We start from the raw sequence: 22486 nt of genomic DNA, 5'->3' as shown, positions 1-22486 counted from the left end.
TTTCTACTATGTTTTATAGTATGATAAAAACACTATAAAAAGTGAGGTGATAGCGTGAATAACGAATATCCATATACAGCTGATGATGTACTTGCGATGACGCGCAGTTATCTGTCTGAAGAAGATTATCAGTTTGTTGTCAAAAGCTATCAACTTGCAGAAAAAGCGCATGAAGGCCAGTTCCGGAAGAATGGGCTGCCCTATATCATGCACCCGATTCAAGTTGCAGGTATTCTCGCTGAAATGAAGCTCGATGCACCTACTATTGTCGCCGGTTTTCTGCATGATGTAGTAGAGGACACACCCTATACCTACGAAAATCTGCAGACGATGTTCAATACAGAAGTGGCCACGATAGTCGATGGCGTGACGAAGCTTGAAAAAGTCAAGTACCGCTCAAAAGCAGAGCAGCAGGCTGAAAATCACCGCAAACTGTTCATTGCCATCGCGAAAGATGTGCGGGTCATTTTAGTCAAGCTTGCAGACCGTCTGCACAATATGCGGACGCTTAAAGCGATGCCTCATGAAAAACAGGTCAGAATCGCGAAGGAGACACTGGAAATCTACGCACCGCTGGCAAACCGTCTTGGGATCAGTACCATCAAATGGGAGCTCGAGGATATCTCTCTGCGTTATATCGACAGCATCCAGTATTTCCGCATCGTCCATCTGATGAAGAAAAAACGCAGCGAACGGGAAGAATATATACATAATGCGATAGAAAATATTCAGCATGAAATGGAGATCACGGATATTCATGGTGAGATCTCGGGTCGGCCGAAACATATCTATAGTATCTATCGCAAGATGGTCAAGCAGAAGAAACAGTTCGACCAGATCTTCGACTTACTCGCTATCCGGGTCATAGTGGACTCTATCAAGGACTGCTATGCTGTCTTAGGGCTGGTCCACACGCTCTGGAAACCGATGCCGGGCCGCTTCAAGGACTATATCGCTATGCCGAAACCGAACATGTACCAGTCGCTGCATACGACAGTTGTCGGACCTAACGGGGATCCACTTGAAATTCAGATCCGGACGAAAGAGATGCATGAGATTGCGGAGCACGGGGTTGCGGCACACTGGGCTTATAAGGAAGGGAAGCAGCTGGTCAATCCTGATGAAGCGAAGTCACTCAGCAAGATGGGCTGGATCGAAGAGATTGAGGAAGCGGATTCAACTTCTCTTGATGCGGAAGCATTTATGGAATCGCTGAAGTATGATCTTCAGAGCGATAAAGTGTACGTCTTCACGCCTGAAAGTGACGTCGTCGAGCTGCCGATCGGTGCAGTGCCGATTGATTTTGCCTATGCGGTGCATAGTGAAGTCGGCAACAAGATGATCGGCGCCAAAGTGAACGGCAAGATAGTGCCGATTGACTATGAGCTGCACACGGGCGATATCATAGAAATTCGGACCTCCAAGCATTCATATGGTCCGAGTCGGGACTGGCTGAAGATCGTCAAGTCATCGAGCGCTAAAAGCAAGATTCGCAGCTTCTTCAAGAAACAGGACCGTTCAAGCAATATTGAAAAAGGCAAGTTCATGATTGAGGCAGAAATCAAGGAGCAGAACTACCGTCTCGATGAAGTCCTTACTGAAGAGAATCTGAACATGCTGAAGGATAAATATAATTTCAGCCATACCGACGATATGTATGCCGCAGTAGGTTTCGGCGGGCTTACCGCATCTAATGTAGTCGCCAAGTTATCCGAAAAGATTCGCATCAAACGTAAAGAACTGGCGCTGAACCAGGTGCAGGAAGTCAATAAATCCCTATCCTCAAAACCGTCTATTCAGACCGAATCCGGTGTGTATGTTGAAGGCATGGATAACATGCTGATCAAACTATCGAAATGCTGCAATCCGATTCCGGGCGATGAAATTGTGGGTTATATCACAAAAGGACATGGTGTCAAAGTGCATCGTACAGAGTGCCCGAATATCAAGGATGAGACAGAACGTCTGATTGATGTCAACTGGGTTGCAGCCATCAACCAGAATCAGACCTATCAGGTTGATCTCGAAGTGACGGCCTATGACCATAACGGACTGCTCAACGAAGTGCTCCATGCGGTGAACTCAACAAACGTCTCCCTTGTCCACGTGCATGGTCGTGCAGACATCGATAAGCATGTGAGGATCAATATCGGGATTATGGTCAAGAATGTAGCAGAACTTCAGAGAGTAGTGGATCGTATTAAACAGTTGAGCGATATTTATACGGTCAGCCGAATCTGGAATTAGAGGTGGCATATGAAAGTAGTATTACAGCGAGTGAGTCGCGCATCTGTAACGACTGATGAACATTTTGAAGCAATAGAACAAGGTTTTCTTCTCCTGGTCGGCATCGGGGAGGAGACAGTTGAGGCGGATTTAACGGCAATGGCTAAAAAAATCAGTACTGCACGTCTGTTTGAAGATGACATGGGTAAGATGAACCGTTCGATACAGGATGTTGCTGGCAGCATCCTGTCTATTTCGCAGTTCACTTTATATGCAGATGTCCGTAAAGGCAACCGGCCGAGTTTCACTAAGGCGCGGACACCTGATGAAGCAAGCAAGATGTATGACCAGTTCAATGAGCTGCTGCGCCGGGAGAACTTGACGGTTAAAACAGGTATATTTGGTGCAGATATGGCCATAGAACTCATCAACGATGGCCCTGTGACCCTTATTTATGAGAGCCGGGACGGCAAGATTCAATGAAGCGGAACCGATTAATTCTCTTAGCTGCGCTGTTGGCAGGTATTCTTATGGCGCTGCTGATATTCTGGTTTGCAGCAGGCCGGTCAGGTGAGCGGACGTCTCTTAAGATGATTGAGGATGGTGAGCTGCGGACCGGTCCTCAGGCATCATATCCCGTCGTCTTTGATGTTGAGAAAGGCGACAGACTTAAAATCATCAAGCATGAAGGCAAATGGTACTATGTAGGCGATAAGAAGAAGAAAGGCTGGATAGCCGGCTGGCATACCGACCTTAATATCGCCCCCGATACAGTGGCGACCGAGCACCCCTTTAAAAACAAGACGATTATTCTTGATCCCGGACATGGGGGCTCTGACCAAGGTGCGAGCAGTCAGACAGGTACGCTGGAGAAAGATGTGACGCTGAAAACGGCGCTGATGCTGCGGGATAAGCTGAAAAAAGAAGGCGCCAAGGTCGTGATGACACGGTCAACAGATGAATTTGTCAGTCTGGACGACCGTAAAGGGACCGGTGATCTCTTTGTCAGCCTCCACAGTGATGCTCTGAGTGACAAAGCACCGCACGGACTGACGGTCTATTACAGCCATGAATCACAGAAGGTGCTGGCAGATACCCTGCATTTTTCCATCAAGAAAAAAGCACTGTTATCCGATCGTGGTGTCAGACAGGAAAAATTTCAGGTGATCGATCAGACCAGAATGCCGGCGGTACTCCTGGAGCTGGGCTACATCAGTAATCCGACAGATGAAAAGATGATGACTGACCCGCTCTATCGTCAGATTGTCACGACTTCTATCGTCGATGGCCTGAGAAATTACTTTGTCTATTAACTTGACTTTAATGCGGTGACGAAGTACTATGAATTTAACTGAAGATATGACCGCGTGAATCTATCAAGGTCTTTCCGTTTATTACTAGAGACATCTATGGTGCTGAAATTAGATGATTAAACGACTGACTGTGAACAATAGATGAGGTCGTTCTATGAAAGTAGAGCCGTCAGACAAACGATACTTGTCCTGAGAGTGGATACTTCGGTATCAATTAGGGTGGCAACACGGTCGATTCGTCCCTTATGCATGATGCATAAGGGGCTTTTTCTATTTTAAGGAGGATTATAATGATTAACATTCCGAGAGGGACACAGGATATTCTGCCTGCAGAAACACCGAAATGGCAATACATTGAACGCCGCTTAGTGGAAATCGCTAAAAGCTATAATTACAAAGAAATTCGCACGCCGATTTTTGAGTCTACTGATCTTTTCGCACGAGGCGTCGGTGATTCGACAGATATCGTCCAAAAAGAGATGTATACTTTCACGGATAAAGGGGACCGCAGTATGACGCTTCGTCCGGAAGGGACAGCGGCAGTGGTCAGAAGTTATATCGAAAATAAGATGCACGGCCAGGCCAATCAGCCGGTCAAACTCTTCTATAACGGGCCGATGTTCCGTTATGAACGTAAACAGAAAGGGCGCTACCGTCAGTTCGTCCAGTTTGGTGTCGAAGTCATCGGTGCAGAGAATCCCGCAGTGGATGCGGAAGTGCTGCATATGCTCTATCATATCTATTCCTCTTTCGGCCTGAAGTCGCTGAAGCTCGTCATCAACTCAATCGGTGATATGGAATCACGCCAGGAATATAAGGCGGCACTGGTTGAACATTTCACGCCGCACATCGGTGCCTTCTGTCAGGACTGTCAGAACCGCCTCCATACCAACCCGATGCGGATACTGGACTGTAAAGTGGACCGTGAGCAGCCGGCTGTTAAGTCAGCACCCAAGATCACGGATTATCTGAATGACTACTCAAAACAATACTATGAAGCGGTCAAAGGTCATCTCGATCGCCTCGGCATCCCGTATGTTGAAGATGCTAATTTAGTCCGCGGACTGGATTATTATACGCATACGGCATTTGAGATGATGAGTGAAGCTGAAGGGTTCGGCGCGATCACCACCCTTTCAGGTGGAGGACGTTATAACGGTCTCCTCGAAATGCTCGATGGACCGAGTGAAACAGGGATCGGTTTTGCTCTCAGTATTGAGCGTCTGCTTCTTGCGCTTGAGGCGGAAGGGATAGAGCTCGATGTCGATGAGCAGCTTGACCTCTTTATTGTCACCATGCCGGAAACAGTGAATGAAGCGGTTAAGCTGCTTGCTGAATTACGTACAGGCGGCATCCGGGCCGATATGGATTATCTGGACCGCAAGATGAAGGCACAGATGAAGCAGGCTGACCGTCTGAACGTGAAATATACATTTGTATTAGGCGGCGATGAACTGGCATCCGGTACTGTCAAATTGAAGGATATGTCATCGGGTGAAGTGGCAGATGTTAAAATTGAGGAACTGACCTCTTATTTGAAGGAGAGAAAATAATGGAGAAACGTACAACATACTGTGGGCTTGTCACAGAGGAATATATTGGACAGGAAATCGTATTACAGGGCTGGGTACAGAAACGCCGTGACCTCGGTGGACTGATTTTCATCGATCTGCGGGACCGTGAAGGCATCGTACAGATAGTTTTCAACCCGGATTTCTCAAAAGAAGCCCTTGAAGCGGCTGAGACACTGCGCTCTGAATATGTCGTAGAAGTGCGTGGCCAGGTGACGGCCCGCGATGCAGCGGTCATCAATCCGAAGATCAAGACTGGTAAAATTGAAGTGCAGGTGACAGCCATCAACATCATCAATAAAGCGGTGACGCCTCCTTTCCAGATTGAATCAGAAGTGGATGTCGCTGAAGATGTGCGTCTGAAATATCGTTATCTGGACTTACGCCGTGCGCCGCTTGCTGAAACGTTCCGCATGCGTCACCAGATCACGCGTGCGGTAAGAAACTACCTCGATGAGTCAGGCTTCTATGAAGTGGAGACACCTGTACTGACGAAGTCGACGCCAGAAGGGGCGCGGGACTATCTTGTTCCTTCTCGTGTGCATGAGGGTGAGTTCTATGCACTGCCACAGTCCCCGCAGATCTTTAAGCAGCTCTTAATGATCGGCGGCTTTGATAAATACTATCAGATCGTCAAATGTTTCCGCGATGAAGACTTACGTGCTGACCGTCAGCCTGAGTTCACACAGATAGACATCGAGATGAGTTTCGTTGATCAGGAAGATGTGATCGCCATGAACGAAGGCATGATGGCCCGTATCATGAAAGACGTTAAAGGCATCGACGTCCAGCTGCCGTTCCCGCGTATGACTTACGAAGAGGCGATGCGTGACTATGGTATCGATAAACCCGATACACGTTTTGACATGAAGCTGACGACATTGAATGACCTGGCTACGCATATGGACTTTAAAGTCTTCAAGGATGCTGTTCAGAACGGCGGAGCGGTCAAAGCGCTTGTCGTGAAAGAAGCGGCAGAGCAGTATTCTCGTAAAGATATCGATGCCCTGCAGGACTTTGCCAAGATTTACGGCGCAAAAGGGCTGGCGTGGGTCAAAGTAACAGCGGAAGGTCTGAACGGTCCGATCGCTAAATTCTTTGATGAAACCACAACGGCTGAACTTCTGGAGACCACACATGCCGAAGCGGGCGACTTAGTGTTATTCGTCGCGGATAAACTGGATGTAGTCAATGCCGCACTGGCGAACTTACGTAATAAACTAGGCAAAGAGCTCGGTCTGATCGATGACAATCAGTTCAATTTCCTCTGGGTCACAGACTGGCCGCTCTTTGAATATGATGAAGAAGCGGGCCGCTATTTCGCAGCCCATCACCCGTTCACTGCCCCTAAGAAAGAACATGTGGATATGCTGATGACGGATAAGGACAAAGTGCAGGCCAATGCTTATGACATCGTCCTGAACGGTTATGAGCTGGGCGGCGGTTCTATCCGTATCCATGACCAGGAAATGCAGGCGAAGATGTTTGAAGCGCTCGGCTTTTCAGAAGAAGAAGCAGAGAAACAGTTCGGCTTCCTTATGAATGCTTTCAAATACGGTGCGCCTCCTCATGGTGGTATTGCACTCGGTCTTGACCGAATGGTGATGCTGCTCGCTGGACGCACTAATCTGCGTGACGTCATCGCCTTTCCTAAGACGGCTTCTGCGACATGCTTACTGACAGATGCTCCGAGTGCGGTTGATACGGCACAGCTGGAGGAACTTAATCTCAAATTAAATCTGCAGGAAGATAAATAAGTTGCAATCCTGAATAAAAGTGCTATTATAGAGTCATAAGATGAATATCTGAAGAGTTCGACATTTGTTTTTCTATTTTGACCTAACACTTTTGATTAGGGAGCCAGATAGGTTTTCATGCTGAGCACACGCCTCTCCTGGAGGACGTGCAAGGTAAGAAACGGGGCACCCACCTGTTTATAGCAGGCCAAAATAATCAACTTAATAATGACGGCTCAGTTGGATATTATCGATTTACAGGACTTCGGTCCTGTATTTTTTTATGCATATATATGAGTGATATGGTAGGATATAGAGACGAAATATTAATGAAAGAGTGGGATAGAATGAAACATCAGTTTTCAAGAAATGAACTGGCATATGGGACAGAAGGCCTTGATCTCCTGAAGAGTAAGACCGTTGCCATTCTAGGTGTCGGCGGTGTCGGCTCATTTGCGGCAGAGGCCTTGGCCAGAACGAACATCGGCCATATTATTCTGATTGATAAGGATGATGTGGATATCACGAATGTCAACCGTCAGCTGCATGCTTTGACGACAACAGTGGGTCAGTCGAAAGTGACGTTGATGGAAGAACGTATCAAGCTGATCAATCCAGACTGTCAAGTCACACCGATGCATATGTTCTATACAGAAGAGACTTACGAGGAGCTTTTCAGTTATCCTATTGACTACATCGTTGACGCTTCTGATACCATCGTCTACAAGGTTCACCTGATGAAGGAATGTCTGAAGCGAGGCATCAAAATCATTTCGAGTATGGGCGCAGCGAACAAAACCGACCCTACCCGCTTTAAGATTGCTGATATCTCTAAGACCCATACAGATCCAATGGCGAAAGTCATCCGTACACGACTGAAGAAGGAGCGGATCACAAAAGGCATTCCGGTCGTCTTTTCTGATGAAAGCCCGATCGTGATTCGTGAGGACGTGAAGCGTTATGTCGGTAATCCGGATGCAGCGATTCGTAAGGCGCAGATGCCGCCGTCCTCCAATGCATTTGTGCCTAGTGTGGTCGGTCTGATCTGTGCGAGTTATGTGGTCAATGATATTTTAAAAGACATTCCGGTGACACGCGTTAAAGATAAAGGCCAACAATAAACTTGAGGACTTAATTTTATTCAAGAACTGGCATGGGCCTCTTGATAAAGGCTGCCTAATGAAAAAAAGTGACAGCTGTCACTTTTTTTTCTGTCTGACAATATTATCGTAAATCTGTTTGAACTGCTGCTCGGATTTACTGGTCTCTCTGGGCTCGTAATAGGTCTTATTCTTCAGCTTGTCGGGCAGATACTGCTGCTGAACATAGCCGCCCTCGTAGTTGTGAGGATATAAGTAACCGGTAGCATTGCCGAGGTCTTTCGCACCTTGATAATGGCCGTCCTTCAGATGTTTCGGGATATCACCAGACAGACCTTTACGGACATCACTGAGCGCGCGGTCTATGGCTGTGATAGCTGAATTGGATTTCGGGCTCAGACAGAGTTCTATGACTGCCTGCGAGAGTGGAATGCGGGCCTCCGGAAAACCGAGCCGTTCTGCCGCCTCTATTGCAGCAAGGGTTCTGGAAGCAGCCTGGGGAGAGGCGAGCCCGATATCTTCAAAGCTGATGACGAGCAGCCGTCTTGCGATGGTCGGCAGGTCGCCACCTTCAATCAGTCGTGCGAGATAGTGGAGTGCTGCATCGACATCACTCCCCCGGATAGATTTCTGAAATGCACTCATCACATCATAATGAAAGTCGCCGTCTTTATCGAAGTTAAAGGACGATTTCTGGAGACAATCTTCAGCGTCCTGGCGTGTGATATGAATCGGTTCATCAGCAGACAGCACAGCAAGCTCGAGAGCGTTCAGACTGGCTCGGACATCGCCGCCGGGTGCCTGGACAAAATGGTCGAGCGCGGCGTCATCTATCTGAAGGTCCTTATGGCCGAAGCCGTTTTCTTTGTCGGTCAGTGCACGGTTGAGTGCGCTGCGTATATCCTCCGGTGTCAAAGCGGTCAGTTCAAATATCTGTGTGCGTGACCGGATGGCGGGGTTGATGGCATGATAAGGGTTGGAAGTGGTGGCACCGATTAAAATAATTCTGCCATTCTCCAGGTGAGGGAGAAGAAAATCCTGCTTAGCTTTATCCAGCCGGTGAATTTCGTCGAGCAGGAGGATGACCTGGCCGGACATCTTTGCTTCTTCTGCCACTATCTGCAAATCTTTTTTAGTATCCGTCACCGCATTCAGCTGACGGAACTTGGCCGCGGTCGAGCCGGCAATGGCCCGTGCGATACTGGTCTTACCGGTACCAGGCGGTCCGTAAAGAATCATGGAAGATAGTCTTCTGGCGTCGACCATTCTTCTGATGATTCCTTTATCACCGACCAGATGTTGCTGACCGATGACATCGTCGATATTCTGAGGTCTCATTCTATAGGCTAATGGTTCCATAACGTGCCTCCTTTATATAAATATTACCTTATTTTGAGATGAGATGTGTTAAAATTGATTGTGAGAGGAAAAGGAGTAAGATGCATGAAAATTTCTACAAAAGGTCGATACGGCCTGACATTGATGATCAGCCTGGCCAAGCGGTACGGTGAGGGTGCCATCTCGTTGAAAACTATCGCAGAAGAAAATGAGTTAAGTGACCTTTACCTGGAACAGCTGGTCGGTCCGCTCCGCAATGCCGGCCTGATCCGCAGCATTAGAGGCGCAAAAGGAGGCTACCAGCTGATGAAAGCACCATCTGACATTACAGCAGGTGATGTGATCAGACTGCTGGAAGGGCCGATTACGCTTGTTGAGACGCTGGAAGATGAACCACCTGCCCAGCAGCAGCTGTGGATCAAGATTCGTGATGCGGTAAAAGAGGTGCTGGATAGTACAACGCTTGAAGATTTGATGAACCACCGCGCTGAAGAAATGATAGAGGGTTATATGTACTATATTTAAAAAAACGGCTCAGTTCTGAGCCGTTTTTTTATGAAGTGATTTCTTTTAAGATCTGGTAGCTGCGCTTCAGTTTGTCTTGATCATAAATATAGGAGACGGCGATGATTTCATCGACCTGATATTCTTGCTGGAAGGCTTCGAACTGCCGTTTAATGGTTGCTTTCGAACCGATCAGACTCGTGGTGGTCCGTGACATGGCCATCAGTTTTTCCTGCGGACTCCAGATGGCATCGAGTTGATCAGTCGGGGGCTGCATCGGCTGTCTGGCATTTCTGATGATACTGAGGAACATCAGATGCATGCTGGAAGAGAGAAACTCCGCTTCCTCGTCTGTTTCAGCGGCAATGACATTCATTCCTACCATGACATAGGGCTCAGCCAGATATTTGGACGGAGTAAAGAGATTGCGATAAATGGCAATGGCTTCCCGCATCTGTTCAGGCGCAAAATGAGAGGCAAAGACGTAAGGCAGGCCCATACGTGCAGCGAGATGCGCGGAATCTGTTGATGAGCCGAGGATGAAGACGGGTACATTCGTATCAGCACCCGGATAGGCTCTGACATATCCCTGTGTCTCCTCAGGTCCGAAATACTGGAGAAGAGAAGCGACATCATCCGGGAAAGTATGGACAGAATCGTGCTGGCTACGACGAAGTGCACTCGCTGTCAGCATATCAGTGCCGGGTGCGCGACCCAGACCGAGGTTTAAGCGGTTCGGGAAGAGAGTCTCCATCGTGCCGAACTGTTCAGCGACCACGAGGGGCGCGTGATTGGGCAGCATGATCCCTCCTGCACCCACCTGGATAGACTGTGTATGATTCAGCACCTGGTTGATTAAAATGACAGTGGCAGAGCTCGCAAGGTTCGGTGTATTATGATGCTCCGCAATCCAGAATCGATTGTAGCCGAGCTCCTCAACGTACTGCGCCAGGTCAACCACATTGTCAATGGCTTGCTTCGCATCTTCACCTGCTCTGATAGGTGCTAGATTGAGAACTGAAACGGGAACATTGATTGTATGCATGTTTTATCCTTCTTTCTGAAAATGGCTAAGACAATTTTAGCATTTAGAGGGTGGTAGACGTTATAGATATGCTTATGGGTGAGCTGTCGCGCAGAATGACTTTTCATTTGGCGCGAGGCTGGGCTCACACGCTTATTGACTTTTCATTTGGCGCGAGGCTGGGCTCACACGCTTATTGACTTTTCATTTGGCGCGAGAGTCCGGTTTCAATCCTTTATCCTTCTGATCAACTCTTCCATGTGCAGCAACTGAAACTCTGTACGATGGATTCTACATAATATCCCGGTTTCAACTAACTGACCGATACATGTCTGCAGCGTTCGCAGGCTGATCAGTTCACCAGTAAAAGTCATTATGTCTTTAATCTGAAAGTTTGTTCTATCATATAGCAGGCAGTAGTAAATGATATGCGCTTTAACCACTTCTGATGTAGAGGCAGAATACTGACACTTCGTACACAAAACAGTTTTCCTTGTCCTTTTCACCTCCAGTGAAAAACACTTCAGGCAGTGAAGGCCAGACGCCAATTCTTTAGTGTCCAGTTCTATTTTGTCAAAAGGAGACACCCGCATTCTGTCTCTATCAATCATATCCCTTAACACTAAATCCGCTCTAAACAGATTCTCACTCATATAACGCACCAGTTTACCTGGTGTCATAAAAGGGTCATCCTGCTTAAGTCCATAAACATGACTCGCTATATTTGTCCAGACGATAAACCCCCAGACAGGCACTCTGAACCCGCGTTGCCTCAAATATTTCTCCATCAGCCCACGAGTACGTTCAAGCTGATAGAAAGGATTTGAAGCTTGCTGACCATCATTGAAATACCAGATATTCTCACGGATTACATAGTCGCTGGAATGATGTTTCACCTCCAGAACAGTCACCCGTCCTGCGGCAATAACTATAAAATCCAGCTGAATAACCGACCCGTCAATCTCCAAAGTCACGTCCTCTAACACCATCTTTTCATCGATCAGCTCTCTCACCATCTTTTCGCCTGATATACCTTTACGCTCTCTTTCAAGCTGGCGTACATCTGTTTCAGCGCGGCTATGTAAGAGCTCCAGCATTAAAAGTTTCCGTTTCAAAAAACACCTCCATTCAATAATCGTTAAGAATCCACGGAATTATTTATTAATTTTTGTAAAGTTTCATAATGTGGTAATTTCATTCAAACGATGCTAATATAGAGTATTGAAAAAAAGGAGGTCTTCTTGAGATGGAAGTTTATGCAGATTATTCAGCAACAACACCTGTAGCACCCGAAGTCAGTGCGGCGATGATGGAAGTATATGAGAACACTTATGGCAATCCATCATCCATTCATAAGACGGGGCGGGCGGCACGTCATATCGTCGACAGTGCACGACGTGAAATGGCTGGCTTACTGAATGCAGAGCCGAAGGAAATCATGTTCACGAGCGGTGCGACAGAATCGAATAACACTGCGATCAAAGGGACCGCTTATAAACGCCAGCATCTCGGCAGACATCTCATCACCTCGCAGATCGAGCATCATTCAGTCCTCCATGTCTTTCAGCATCTGGAGAAGGAGGGATTCGACGTCACTTATCTGCCCGTCAATGATTACGGTGAAGTGAATATCGACTCATTAGAGCAGGCGCTCAGACCGGATACGATTCTTGTCTCTATCATGTTCGGTAACAATGAAGTAGGGTCTATACAGCAGATCGACGAAATCTCGGGACTTCTGAAAGACCATCAGGCGTATTTTCATACAGATGCAGTCCAGACAGCTGGCCATCTGCCGCTTGATGTGAAAGAACTGGGCATCGACCTTCTCAGTCTGACCGCACATAAATTTTACGGCCCAAAAGGCATCGGTCTTCTCTATATCAAACAGGGGACAGAACTTGAATTTCAGCAGCTGGGCGGTTCCCAGGAAACGAAGCGCCGCGCAGGTACTGAGAATGTGCCCCTGATCAAAGGAATGGCGACGGCCCTTGCGCTTGCCGCAGCAGACATGGATGCACGGAATGTCAGACTGATGCAGCTGAAGGAATATTTCCTGAACGCACTGCAGGAGCGCACTATCCCCTTTGAAATGAACGGCAACAAGAATATGCAGCTGCCGCATATCACAAATCTGTACTTTCCGTTCAGCGACGTTGAGATCATGCTGACGTTGCTTGATATGGCAGGGGTCTATGTCTCCAGCGGGTCAGCCTGTACGGCAGGCTCGATTGAACCCTCACACGTGCTGACCGCTATGTTCGGAGAAGATAAACGGACGAAACAGTCGATCCGTTTCAGTTTCAGCTATGCGATGAAGGAGGAGGAAATCGACTATATCGCCGATCAGCTCCTTAAAATATACGAAATGAATAAAGAAAGAAGCGAATAAACATGACAAATGAAAACACAAAAGTCGTCGTCGGTATGTCCGGCGGTGTCGATAGCTCAGTGACCGCACTGCTTCTGAAACAGCAAGGCTACGATGTTATCGGTATTTTTATGAAAAACTGGGATGATACGGATGAAAATGGTGTCTGTACAGCGACGGAAGACTATGAAGATGTGATCGCCGTCTGCAATCAGATCGGTATCCCGTATTATGCCGTCAACTTTGAAAAAGAGTACTGGGACAAAGTATTTACTTACTTCCTGGATGAATATAAGAAGGGACGCACTCCTAACCCGGACGTGATGTGCAACAAAGAAATCAAGTTCAAGGCGTTCCTCGACCATGCCTTAAAGCTCGGCGCAGATTACGTGGCGACCGGTCATTATGCCCAGATCAGACGTCATGATGACGGACATGTGGAAATGTTGCGGGGGAAAGATTCAAACAAGGATCAGACTTATTTCCTGAACCAGTTATCACAGGACCAGCTGAAGCACGTCATGTTCCCGCTCGGACATCTGGAAAAGTCTGAGGTCCGTCGTATTGCCGCAGAAAATGATCTGGCGACAGCAAAGAAAAAGGATTCGACAGGCATCTGTTTCATCGGTGAACGTAATTTCAAGGATTTCCTCAGTCAGTATCTGCCTGCACAGAGCGGCCGCATGGTGACACTGAGCGGCGAACCGATGGGTGAACATGCAGGTCTGATGTATTATACGATCGGCCAGCGTCACGGTCTAGGTATAGGGGGCGACGGTGACCCGTGGTTTGTGGCGGGTAAGAATCTTGAAGAAAATGTTCTCTACGTCGAACAAGGATTCCATCATGATTCACTGTACAGTGATTACTTGATCGCCTCTGATTTCAGTTTTGTCAATGCTGTGGATTTCACAACGCCGCTTGAATGCACGGCGAAATTCAGATATCGTCAGCAGGATACGAAAGTGACAGTGGAGAAGATTTCAGCTACTCAGCTGAAGGTCACATTCGCAGAACCCGTACGGGCTATCACGCCTGGTCAGGCAGTTGTCTTCTATCAGGACGCCGTCTGTCTCGGTGGGGCAACAATTGATGAGGTCTATAAACATTCAGGGCAGCTCACATATGTCATATAAAGAAGACGAAAGTCTTCTTTTTTTGATATAATGGCAGGAAAATGGAGGGTATTATGAACGACGGAATATTAGTAGAACTGATCAAAAGCAAACAATACGACAAAGCACTGGAACTGCTGTTTAAGGCGATAGATGAAGAACCGGCAGAAGCCAATCATTATATCAATGCAGGCACCATTCTCGCGGATGCCAACAAGCTGGAAGAAGCGGAACGCTTCTTCCAGAAGGCGCTGACGTTGGACGAGACGCATGGGGGCGCTTATTATGGACTGGCCAATATCTACTTCAACCATGAACGCTATCAGGAAGCGGCGACACTGTATCAGAAAGCCGTGGCGCATGGACTGGAGGATGCAGATACGTTCTATATGCTCGGTATGTCGTTTGTCAATCTGGGTGATTTTAAGACAGCGATGCCTTATTTGATGCGTAGCTATGAGATGAAACCCGCTGACACTGAAGTCGGTTTTCAGTACGGGCTTGTGCTCTGTCAGCTCGAAATGTACAGTGAGGCAGTGACTGTTCTGACTGAAGTGCTGGCAGAAGAGCCTGACCATACAGATGCGCGCTATAATCTGGCACTTGCCCGTTATATGCAGGATGAGGACATCGAACAGGCGCTTGACAGTTTTCGGGAGATCACTGAACTGCAGCCGGATCATCTGCTGGCCGGGCATGCCATTAAGATGTTTGAGCAATTGAGGGAGGGTTAAGATTGGAGAACATGTCTTTATTCGAACAGTCCTATATTAAAGGCACAGTCACTCGTCTTCTTTTTCAGAATGCAGACAATTATTATACCGTGCTGAAAGTAGAAGTCCTGGAATCGAATGAAGACTTTGACGAGGAAGCGACGGTCACCGGTTATCTGCCGCATATCGGAGAAGGTGATACCTATACATTTACAGGCAAGATAGTCACGCATGCCAAGTATGGTCAACAGCTCTCCGCTGACAAATTTGAGAAAGATATGCCGCAGACAAGAGAAGGTATCATCCATTATTTGTCGAGCGATCTCTTCAAGGGCATCGGGAAGAAGCTCGCCCAGCAGATTGTGGATACGCTCGGAGAAGATGCCCTGACACAGATTATGAATGATAAGGAAGTCCTGAACCGGGTACCGAAGCTCTCGAAGGATAAGCAGGAGATGATCTACCGGACGGTGAGTGAAAATCAGGCCATTGAGAAGACGATGATCCGACTGAACGAGTGGGGTTTCGGCCCGCAGCTTGCGATGAAAATCTTTCAGTTCTATAAAGAAGAGACGCTGAAAGTCATCGAGCAGTCCCCTTATCAGCTTGTGATGGATATTCAGGGGATTGGTTTTACGAAAGCGGATGAACTGGCCAGAAAACTGGGCATTGCAGGCAGTCACCCCGAAAGGCTGCGTGCGGCACTTGTCTTTACACTGGAGCAGGCTTGTCTGCAGAATGGCCATACCTATGTTGAGGAACAGGCTTTACTGGAGGCAGCGTATCATATATTGACCGCTTCAGGTGAAGACGTTGATTCTGGTCTACTCGTCAACAAGCTGACTGAACTCAGCGAGGAAAAGATAGTGGTGAATGACCAGAACCGTATCTACATGCCGAGTCTCTTCTTTTCGGAGGTGAAGACCGTCCAGATTCTGCACCGTCTGCATCAGACAGAGGATAAGGTCAAGCAGTTTGAACAGTCAGAAGTGCTGCTCGCAATCGGTGAACTGGAGGCGCAGTTCGATGTGACTTATGCTGAAAAACAGCGTGAGGCACTTGAGACAGCGATGAGTCATAAGATGATGATTCTATCCGGGGGGCCAGGGACCGGTAAGACGACAGTGATACGCGGGATTGTGAATCTATATGCTGAACTTCATGGTCTCAGCCTTGACTATAAGGACTATGAAGGCACGGATTTTCCTGTCGCTGTCGCAGCACCGACAGGACGTGCATCTAAACGTCTGTCAGAATCCACTGGTCTGGAGGCGACGACTATCCACCGGCTGATCGGCTGGACGCGTGAGAATAAACCGGATGATATCCTGGAAAACGATATATCGGCGAAGCTTGTCATCATTGATGAGATGTCGATGGTCGATACGTGGCTGATGTTCCAGCTGATGCGTGCTGTGCCGAACGATTGCCAGATCATCTTTGTCGGTGACCAGGATCAGCTGCCGTCAGTTGGGCCCGGCCAGGTCTTCCGTGACCTGATTGATTCCAGGATCATGCCACAGGTTGAACTTGCGGAGGTCTATCGTCAGCAGGAAGGCTCATCGATCATTGAACTTGCCCATCAGATCAAGAAGAATCAGCCCTTTGATATTTCGGCGAGATACAATGACCGTTCATTTATACCATGCCGAACCGAGCAGATTCCCTCTGTTATCAATCAGGTGGTCTCAAAGGCTGTGGATAAGGGCTATGACATGCGGGACATCCAGGTGCTGGCTCCTATCTACAAAGGTAAAGCAGGCATCAAATTCCTGAATAAGGAGCTGCAGCAGATTCTCAATCCGAAAGAAGAGGACAAACGGGAGCTCGAGTTCGGTGATGTCGTATACCGGGAGGGCGATAAAGTGCTGCAGCTGGTCAACCGGCCGGAAGATAATGTTTTCAACGGTGATATCGGTGAGGTGGTCGGTATTTTTATGGCAGCAGAAAATGCGCTGAACAAGGATGTCGTCATCGTGGACTATGATGGCAATGAGGTGACCTACACGAAACAGGATCTCACTGAACTGACCCACGCCTACTGCTGTTCCATCCATAAGGCTCAAGGCTCTGAATTTCCTATTGTGATTATGCCGGTCGTCAAAGCCTATTACCGCATGCTGCAGAAAAACATCCTTTACACCGGTCTGACGCGTGCCAGACAATCCCTTGTTCTCTGCGGGGAACGCCAGGCTTTTGAGGACGGGATCCAGAGGATGGGTCTCGAGCGCATGACGTCCTTCGCTATGCATCTGCGGGATTACTTCGGCAGCGAGGAAACTGATATCCCGGTCGGTGAGATGACGGCTGAGAATATGCATCTGATTTCACCGATGATCAATATGGACGGAATTTCTCCCTATGACTATGAAACAGTTGACGCATGACGATGAAATTCATATAATTTAGATATTCAGTATAAGAGGAGTAGGAGCGACGCTGAACTTTGAGAGACATGCCGGCTGGTGAGAGGCATGCAGGAAGCTCTGAACGCTGCTTATACAGTGTAAACGAATAGAACTATGAGTGATGACTTGGTCATAACTAGGGTGGTACCGCGAACACGTTCGTCCCTTTCTGAGGGATGGACGTGTATTTTATTTTAAGGGAGAGATTGGATGAAACGTTTAACAGCAGCAGAAATCAGACAGATGTATTTAGACTTCTTTGTAGAAAAAGGACATATGATAGAACCATCAGCACCACTCGTACCGATTGATGACGATACCCTTCTCTGGATCAATTCAGGGGTTGCGACGCTGAAGAAATATTTCGATGGCAGAGTGATTCCGGCGAACCCGAGAATCACGAATGCGCAGAAGTCAATCCGGACAAATGATATTGAGAACGTCGGCTTCACAGCACGTCACCATACATTCTTCGAGATGCTCGGCAACTTCTCTATCGGCGATTACTTCAAGAAGGAAGCAGTGGCATTTGCCTGGGAGTTCCTGACGAGTGAGAGATGGATGGCCATTGAGCCGGAAAAACTGTATGTGACCATTCATCCGGAAGACACAGAAGCCTACGATATCTGGGTGAACGATATCGGACTGACAGACGACCGTATCACACGCATAGAAGGCAACTTCTGGGATATCGGTGAAGGGCCTTCTGGACCGAACACAGAGATTTTCTATGACCGGGGCGAGGCATACGGCAAGGACGATCCGGCTGAGGAAATGTATCCGGGCGGCGAAAATGAGCGCTATCTGGAAATCTGGAACCTGGTCTTCTCTGAGTTCAACCATAATCCGGACCATACGTATTCACCACTGCCGAAACAGAACATTGATACGGGTATGGGACTTGAACGTATGGCGAGCGTCTCGCAGAATGTTCCGACGAACTTTGACACCGATCTCTTCCTGCCGATCATTCAGGAGACAGAGCGTATTTCGGGTCAATCATATGGCGTAGATAAAGATCAGGACGTCGCCTTCAAAGTTATCGCGGACCATATCCGTACAGTAGCCTTTGCGATTGGTGACGGGGCACTGCCATCGAATGAAGGACGCGGATACGTCCTCCGTCGCCTGCTCCGCCGTGCAGTCCGTTTCGCTCAGAAGCTGAACATCAATGAACCGTTCATGTATCAGCTCGTTGATATCGTGGCTGCCATCATGAAAGCTTACTATCCATCAGTCGAAGAACAGAAAGATTTCATCAAACGGGTCATTAAATCTGAGGAAGACCGTTTCCATGAAACATTGGAGGAAGGTTTAATCCATTTCAATCGTCTGAAGGAGACGGCAGAGGGTGAACTGAAAGGTGAAGATGTCTTCAAGCTGTATGATACATTCGGTTTCCCGGTTGAGCTGACAGAAGAACTGGCTGAAGAGAGCGGCCTGACAGTCGATCATGCAGGATTTGAAAGCGCAATGGCTGAACAGCGGACGCGTGCCCGCGAATCACGTCAGCAGACGCAAAGTATGCAGGTACAGAATGAAACGCTTGCTAATATCACGACACCAAGTGTATTCGTGGGCTATGAGACTCTGGAAGCAACGACAGAAATAGAAGATATTCTGGTTGACGGCGTCCTCACGGATTCAGCCGAAAGCGGCGACGTCATCCAGTTTGTCCTGCGGGAGACGCCTTTCTATGCAGTGAGCGGTGGTCAGATTGCGGATACCGGGCTGGTCAGCCATGATGACTTTGAAATTGCAGTGACAGAGGTCGTTAAAGCGCCGAATGGCCAGAATTTACACACGGGAACGGTCAAATTCGGCCGTGTACACCGGGGTGCGACAGTCCTGGCGAACGTCAACCCTGAATTCCGCCACTCTATCATCAAAAACCATAGTGCGACTCACTTGATGCACGCAGCCTTGAAACAAGTGCTTGGCACGCATGTCAATCAGGCGGGCTCACTCGTGACACCAGACCGTCTGCGCTTTGACTTCTCACACTTCGGTCCGGTGACACAAGAAGAACTGAAGCAGGTGGAAGCGATTGTCAATCAGAAGATCTGGGGGAATATTCCTGTCGTGATTGAACAGATGCCGATTGCACAAGCGAAAGAAAAAGGCGCGATGGCACTGTTCGGAGAGAAGTACGGTGAAGTGGTTCGGGTTGTCGAAATGAGCGACTTCTCAATTGAGCTGTGCGGCGGTGTCCATGTACGGAATACTTCAGAAATCGGCTTGTTCAAGATTGTCTCAGAATCAGGCACAGGTGCAGGCGTCAGACGTATAGAAGCGGTAACCGGTCAGGCGGCCTTTGAATTCCTTACTCACTTTGAAGCAGTGGCAGATCAGCTGGCTGCGACATTAAAAGTGAAACATGCAGACCAGCTTGAAGCGAAAGTGGAAGAACTCGTTCAGACAGAGAGACAGCTGACTAAAGAGCTTGCAGATACGAAACGTGAACTGACGAACTTGAAGGTCGGCGATATTACGACACTGACTGAAGACTTAGGCGGCATCCGGACTTTAGCGCTGGAAGTCGAAGCGGCTGACGCGAAGGCATTACGTGATCTGATGGATGACTATAAGTCTAAGCTGCCGGATACAGTGATCTTCCTGATTGCAAAATCAGATAAACTCAGCTACATGGCCACTGTTGCTCAATCCTTAACGGACCGTGTCAAAGCCGGCGACCTGATTAAAGGTGTGGCCGGTGTGACAGGCGGTAAAGGAGGAGGCCGTCCTGATTCTGCGCAAGGCGGTTCAAACGACCCTTCTAAAGTGACAGAAGCATTACAGTTTGTTAAAGAACACATTAAATCGCTATAATTTATCGAGCATTTAAGATATGATACAATGTGAACAAATGTAATGTGAAGGGGTGTAACTTAGTGGAAAACTTTGATAAGACGATGAAATTCGACATTGAAGAATTACCGAAAGAAGAAGTACGTACCGTCCTTCTGAATGTTTATCATACTTTGGAAGAAAGAGGTTACAGCCCGATCAATCAAATTGTCGGCTACCTCTTATCAGGTGATCCCGCCTATATTCCAAGACATAATGAGGCGCGTAACCAAATCAGAAGACTGGATAGAGATGACATCATGGAGCAGCTGGTGAAGCATTATATCGAGTCAGAAACAGCGTCACATGAATAAGGTAATAGGCCTCGATGTAGGCTCCAAGACGGTCGGCATCGCATTGAGTGATGCGATGGGGTGGACGGCACAGGGACTGGAAACTTTGCGAATCAATGAAGACGCAGGTATTTTCGGCATTGACAGGCTGAAGGAGATTATTGAAGAGCATCAAGTATCTGTGGCGGTCATCGGACTGCCGAAAAATATGAACAATTCAATTGGTCCGCGCGGCGAAGCTTCTCTTCAGTACAGTCAAATGTTGAAGGAAGCGTGTCCGCATCTCGAAATCGTCATGTGGGATGAACGATTATCGACTGTCGGGGCTGAGCGCACCTTGCTTGAAGCAGATGTCTCACGTAAGAAACGGAAGGCTGTTATTGATAAGATGGCAGCGGTCTTTATTCTGCAAGGCTATCTTAATTCTAAATCCTAAAGGAGAATGACTATGACTGAATTTAAAAATGAAAATGAAGAAGTACAAGAAACATTGGATATCAACAACGAGGAAGAGCTCTTAACGTTATATGATGAAGATAACAATGAAGTGCTTTACCGCAAAGTGCTGGAGTTCTATAATCCGCAGTTCGATAAAAACTATGTGATTTTAGCGGAAGAAGGTGCTTCAGATGATGAAGAAATTGAACTTATTCCGATGATTAACGTCCCTAATGAAGAAGGTGACGGCGGCCGTTTCTTACCGGTTGAAACAGATGAAGAGTGGGATATGATTGAAGAAATCGTCAACACTGAAATCGATGAGGAAAATTTCTAAGGATAAGGTGAATCTATGAGTAAGCGAAATAAAGAGATACGTGACACGGCATCCGTATCGAGATTCGCTTCAGCGATCATCATCGGACTTTTCCTACTGGGAATTATTATTGCTGGTATTGCTGGATTGTTCTATTTCACATCCAGCCAGAAACCGTTGGACCCGGATAACAAAGCAGTGACCAAAATTGAAATACTGCCTGGCGAATCTGCAACAGCAATTGGTGAGAAACTAGAAGCAAATCATATTATCAAGAACAGCACGATGTTTAAGTATTATCTGAAATTCAACAATATCTCTGACTTTAAGGCAGGGAAGTATGAACTTTCTCCTTCTATGACATTTGAACAGATTTCTAAAAGCCTGCAAAAAGGCGAGGTGTATCTGCCGGTCTTATTCAAAATCGGTTTTCCGGAAGGTATCACTTTAGATGAAATAGGTAAAATCGTAGAAAAAAATACTTCAATCACAGCAACGGAGTTCACGAAACAAATTGACGACCCTGTGTTCGTGAAAAAAATGCAGGAAAAACACCCTAAGCTCATTACAAAAGAGGTCTATAACAAAGAAATCAAACATCCGCTTGAAGGTTACCTGTTCCCGGCGACCTATGATTTCACGGAAGAGAATCCGACAGTTGAGCAGATTGTAGATAAGATGCTGACTGCAACGGAAGATAATGCCTTTCCATTATGGGATAAATACGGCGGTGTCTTGATTAATGAAGCAGGACAGGAAAAAAGGATGACCTTCCATGAGTTCCTGACATTCAGTTCATTGATTGAACGTGAAGCATCCGGCCTGACTGATCGTGCAAAGATTGCTTCGGTATTCATCAACCGTATGGAAGAGAATCCTGAGATGCCTCTGCAGACCGATCCGACTGTTCTCTATGCACTTGGCCGTCATAAAGACGTCACTTATGAGCAGGATACAAAAGTAGATGATCCATACAATACTTATCAGAACGTCGGTCTGCCGCCCGGCCCTATTGCAGCAAGCGGCACTGAGTCAATGGAAAGCGCACTTAATCCGGCTCATACAGATTATCTGTATTTCCTCGCTGATAAGAACGGTAAAAACTACTTTGCAAAAACACTGGAAGAGCATAATGCAAATAAAGCGAAATACATCGGATTTTAATTTTTAGCT

At 47.4% G+C, this 22486-nt stretch carries 19 protein-coding genes and 1 other RNA gene; 17 read left to right on the top strand and 3 right to left on the bottom strand.

Features of this window, described 5'->3' with window-relative positions; genetic code table 11:
* Window positions 1–54 precede the first annotated feature (54 nt).
* The 7 genes from ERX55_RS01715 (at window position 55) to ERX55_RS01685 (ending at window position 7967) form a co-directional block, all read left to right on the top strand.
* Complete coding sequence (locus ERX55_RS01715) at window positions 55–2247, top strand: RelA/SpoT family protein (RefSeq protein WP_133450850.1); 2193 nt, start codon at window positions 55–57, stop codon at window positions 2245–2247.
* Between the two features lie 9 nt (window positions 2248–2256).
* Window positions 2257–2709: a D-aminoacyl-tRNA deacylase gene (gene dtd / locus ERX55_RS01710; protein WP_133450849.1), complete on the top strand. Its 453-nt coding sequence runs from the start codon at window positions 2257–2259 to the stop codon at window positions 2707–2709.
* Window positions 2706–3539: an N-acetylmuramoyl-L-alanine amidase family protein gene (locus ERX55_RS01705; RefSeq protein WP_133450848.1), complete on the top strand. Its 834-nt coding sequence runs from the start codon at window positions 2706–2708 to the stop codon at window positions 3537–3539. Before dtd ends, ERX55_RS01705 begins: the two co-directional genes overlap by 4 nt.
* A gap of 290 nt (window positions 3540–3829) precedes the next feature.
* Window positions 3830–5092 carry a histidine--tRNA ligase gene (hisS, locus tag ERX55_RS01700; RefSeq protein ID WP_133450847.1) on the top strand — a complete coding sequence of 421 codons (1263 nt, stop codon included), beginning with the start codon at window positions 3830–3832 and terminating at the stop codon, window positions 5090–5092.
* The gene (gene aspS, locus ERX55_RS01695) at window positions 5092–6867 is read left to right on the top strand and encodes an aspartate--tRNA ligase (RefSeq protein ID WP_133450846.1); all 1776 of its coding nucleotides are present in this window, start codon (window positions 5092–5094) and stop codon (window positions 6865–6867) included. Before hisS ends, aspS begins: the two co-directional genes overlap by 1 nt.
* A 42-nt stretch (window positions 6868–6909) precedes the next feature.
* A non-coding RNA gene (gene ssrS, locus ERX55_RS01690) (6S RNA) lies at window positions 6910–7097 on the top strand.
* 96 nt (window positions 7098–7193) lie between these two features.
* Entirely contained in the window at window positions 7194–7967 is a 774-nt protein-coding gene (locus ERX55_RS01685; protein WP_133450845.1) for a tRNA threonylcarbamoyladenosine dehydratase, read from the top strand.
* Between the two features lie 78 nt (window positions 7968–8045).
* Here ERX55_RS01685 and ERX55_RS01680 read toward each other — a convergent pair whose 3' ends face one another.
* Window positions 8046–9305, bottom strand: a complete 1260-nt coding sequence (locus ERX55_RS01680) for a replication-associated recombination protein A (RefSeq protein WP_133450844.1) — start codon at window positions 9303–9305, stop codon at window positions 8046–8048.
* Between the two features lie 84 nt (window positions 9306–9389).
* On the opposite strand from ERX55_RS01680, the gene cymR reads away from it, so the two are divergent.
* Window positions 9390–9809, top strand: coding sequence for a cysteine metabolism transcriptional regulator CymR (gene cymR / locus ERX55_RS01675; RefSeq protein ID WP_133450843.1), 420 nt, complete (start codon window positions 9390–9392; stop codon window positions 9807–9809).
* 28 nt (window positions 9810–9837) lie between these two features.
* Here the strand turns inward: cymR and ERX55_RS01670 are convergent, their stop codons facing one another.
* Window positions 9838–10833: an LLM class flavin-dependent oxidoreductase gene (locus tag ERX55_RS01670; protein ID WP_133450842.1), complete on the bottom strand. Its 996-nt coding sequence runs from the start codon at window positions 10831–10833 to the stop codon at window positions 9838–9840.
* Window positions 10834–11039: 206 nt separating this feature from the next.
* The gene (locus tag ERX55_RS01665) at window positions 11040–11927 is read right to left on the bottom strand and encodes a nuclease-related domain-containing protein (protein WP_133450841.1); all 888 of its coding nucleotides are present in this window, start codon (window positions 11925–11927) and stop codon (window positions 11040–11042) included.
* Between the two features lie 131 nt (window positions 11928–12058).
* Here ERX55_RS01665 and ERX55_RS01660 point away from each other — a divergent pair, with 131 nt between their 5' ends.
* The 9 genes from ERX55_RS01660 to mltG all read left to right on the top strand — a co-directional run bounded on the left by ERX55_RS01660 (window position 12059) and on the right by mltG (window position 22477).
* The gene (locus ERX55_RS01660) at window positions 12059–13204 is read left to right on the top strand and encodes a cysteine desulfurase family protein (protein ID WP_133450840.1); all 1146 of its coding nucleotides are present in this window, start codon (window positions 12059–12061) and stop codon (window positions 13202–13204) included.
* 2 nt (window positions 13205–13206) lie between these two features.
* Entirely contained in the window at window positions 13207–14319 is a 1113-nt protein-coding gene (mnmA, locus tag ERX55_RS01655; RefSeq protein WP_133450839.1) for a tRNA 2-thiouridine(34) synthase MnmA, read from the top strand.
* 50 nt (window positions 14320–14369) lie between these two features.
* Window positions 14370–15032, top strand: a complete 663-nt coding sequence (locus ERX55_RS01650) for a tetratricopeptide repeat protein (RefSeq protein ID WP_208001498.1) — start codon at window positions 14370–14372, stop codon at window positions 15030–15032.
* 2 nt (window positions 15033–15034) lie between these two features.
* Window positions 15035–17398 (top strand): SF1B family DNA helicase RecD2, encoded by a 2364-nt coding sequence (recD2, locus tag ERX55_RS01645; protein WP_133450837.1) that lies wholly within the window; start codon window positions 15035–15037, stop codon window positions 17396–17398.
* Window positions 17399–17629: 231 nt separating this feature from the next.
* The gene (gene alaS / locus ERX55_RS01640; RefSeq protein ID WP_133450836.1) at window positions 17630–20248 is read left to right on the top strand and encodes an alanine--tRNA ligase; all 2619 of its coding nucleotides are present in this window, start codon (window positions 17630–17632) and stop codon (window positions 20246–20248) included.
* 62 nt (window positions 20249–20310) lie between these two features.
* Entirely contained in the window at window positions 20311–20580 is a 270-nt protein-coding gene (locus ERX55_RS01635) for an IreB family regulatory phosphoprotein (protein WP_133450835.1), read from the top strand.
* Window positions 20573–20995, top strand: a complete 423-nt coding sequence (gene ruvX, locus ERX55_RS01630; protein WP_133450834.1) for a Holliday junction resolvase RuvX — start codon at window positions 20573–20575, stop codon at window positions 20993–20995. Before ERX55_RS01635 ends, ruvX begins: the two co-directional genes overlap by 8 nt.
* A 12-nt stretch (window positions 20996–21007) precedes the next feature.
* Window positions 21008–21334 (top strand): DUF1292 domain-containing protein, encoded by a 327-nt coding sequence (locus ERX55_RS01625; protein ID WP_133450833.1) that lies wholly within the window; start codon window positions 21008–21010, stop codon window positions 21332–21334.
* A gap of 15 nt (window positions 21335–21349) precedes the next feature.
* The gene (mltG, locus tag ERX55_RS01620; RefSeq protein ID WP_133450832.1) at window positions 21350–22477 is read left to right on the top strand and encodes an endolytic transglycosylase MltG; all 1128 of its coding nucleotides are present in this window, start codon (window positions 21350–21352) and stop codon (window positions 22475–22477) included.
* Window positions 22478–22486 lie beyond the last annotated feature (9 nt).

The sequence above is a fragment of the Macrococcus bovicus genome (assembly GCF_004359575.1).
Lineage (GTDB): Bacteria > Bacillota > Bacilli > Staphylococcales > Staphylococcaceae > Macrococcus > Macrococcus bovicus.
Note: the sequence above shows the minus strand (reverse complement) of the source record. Positions and strands in the feature narration are given on the sequence as shown.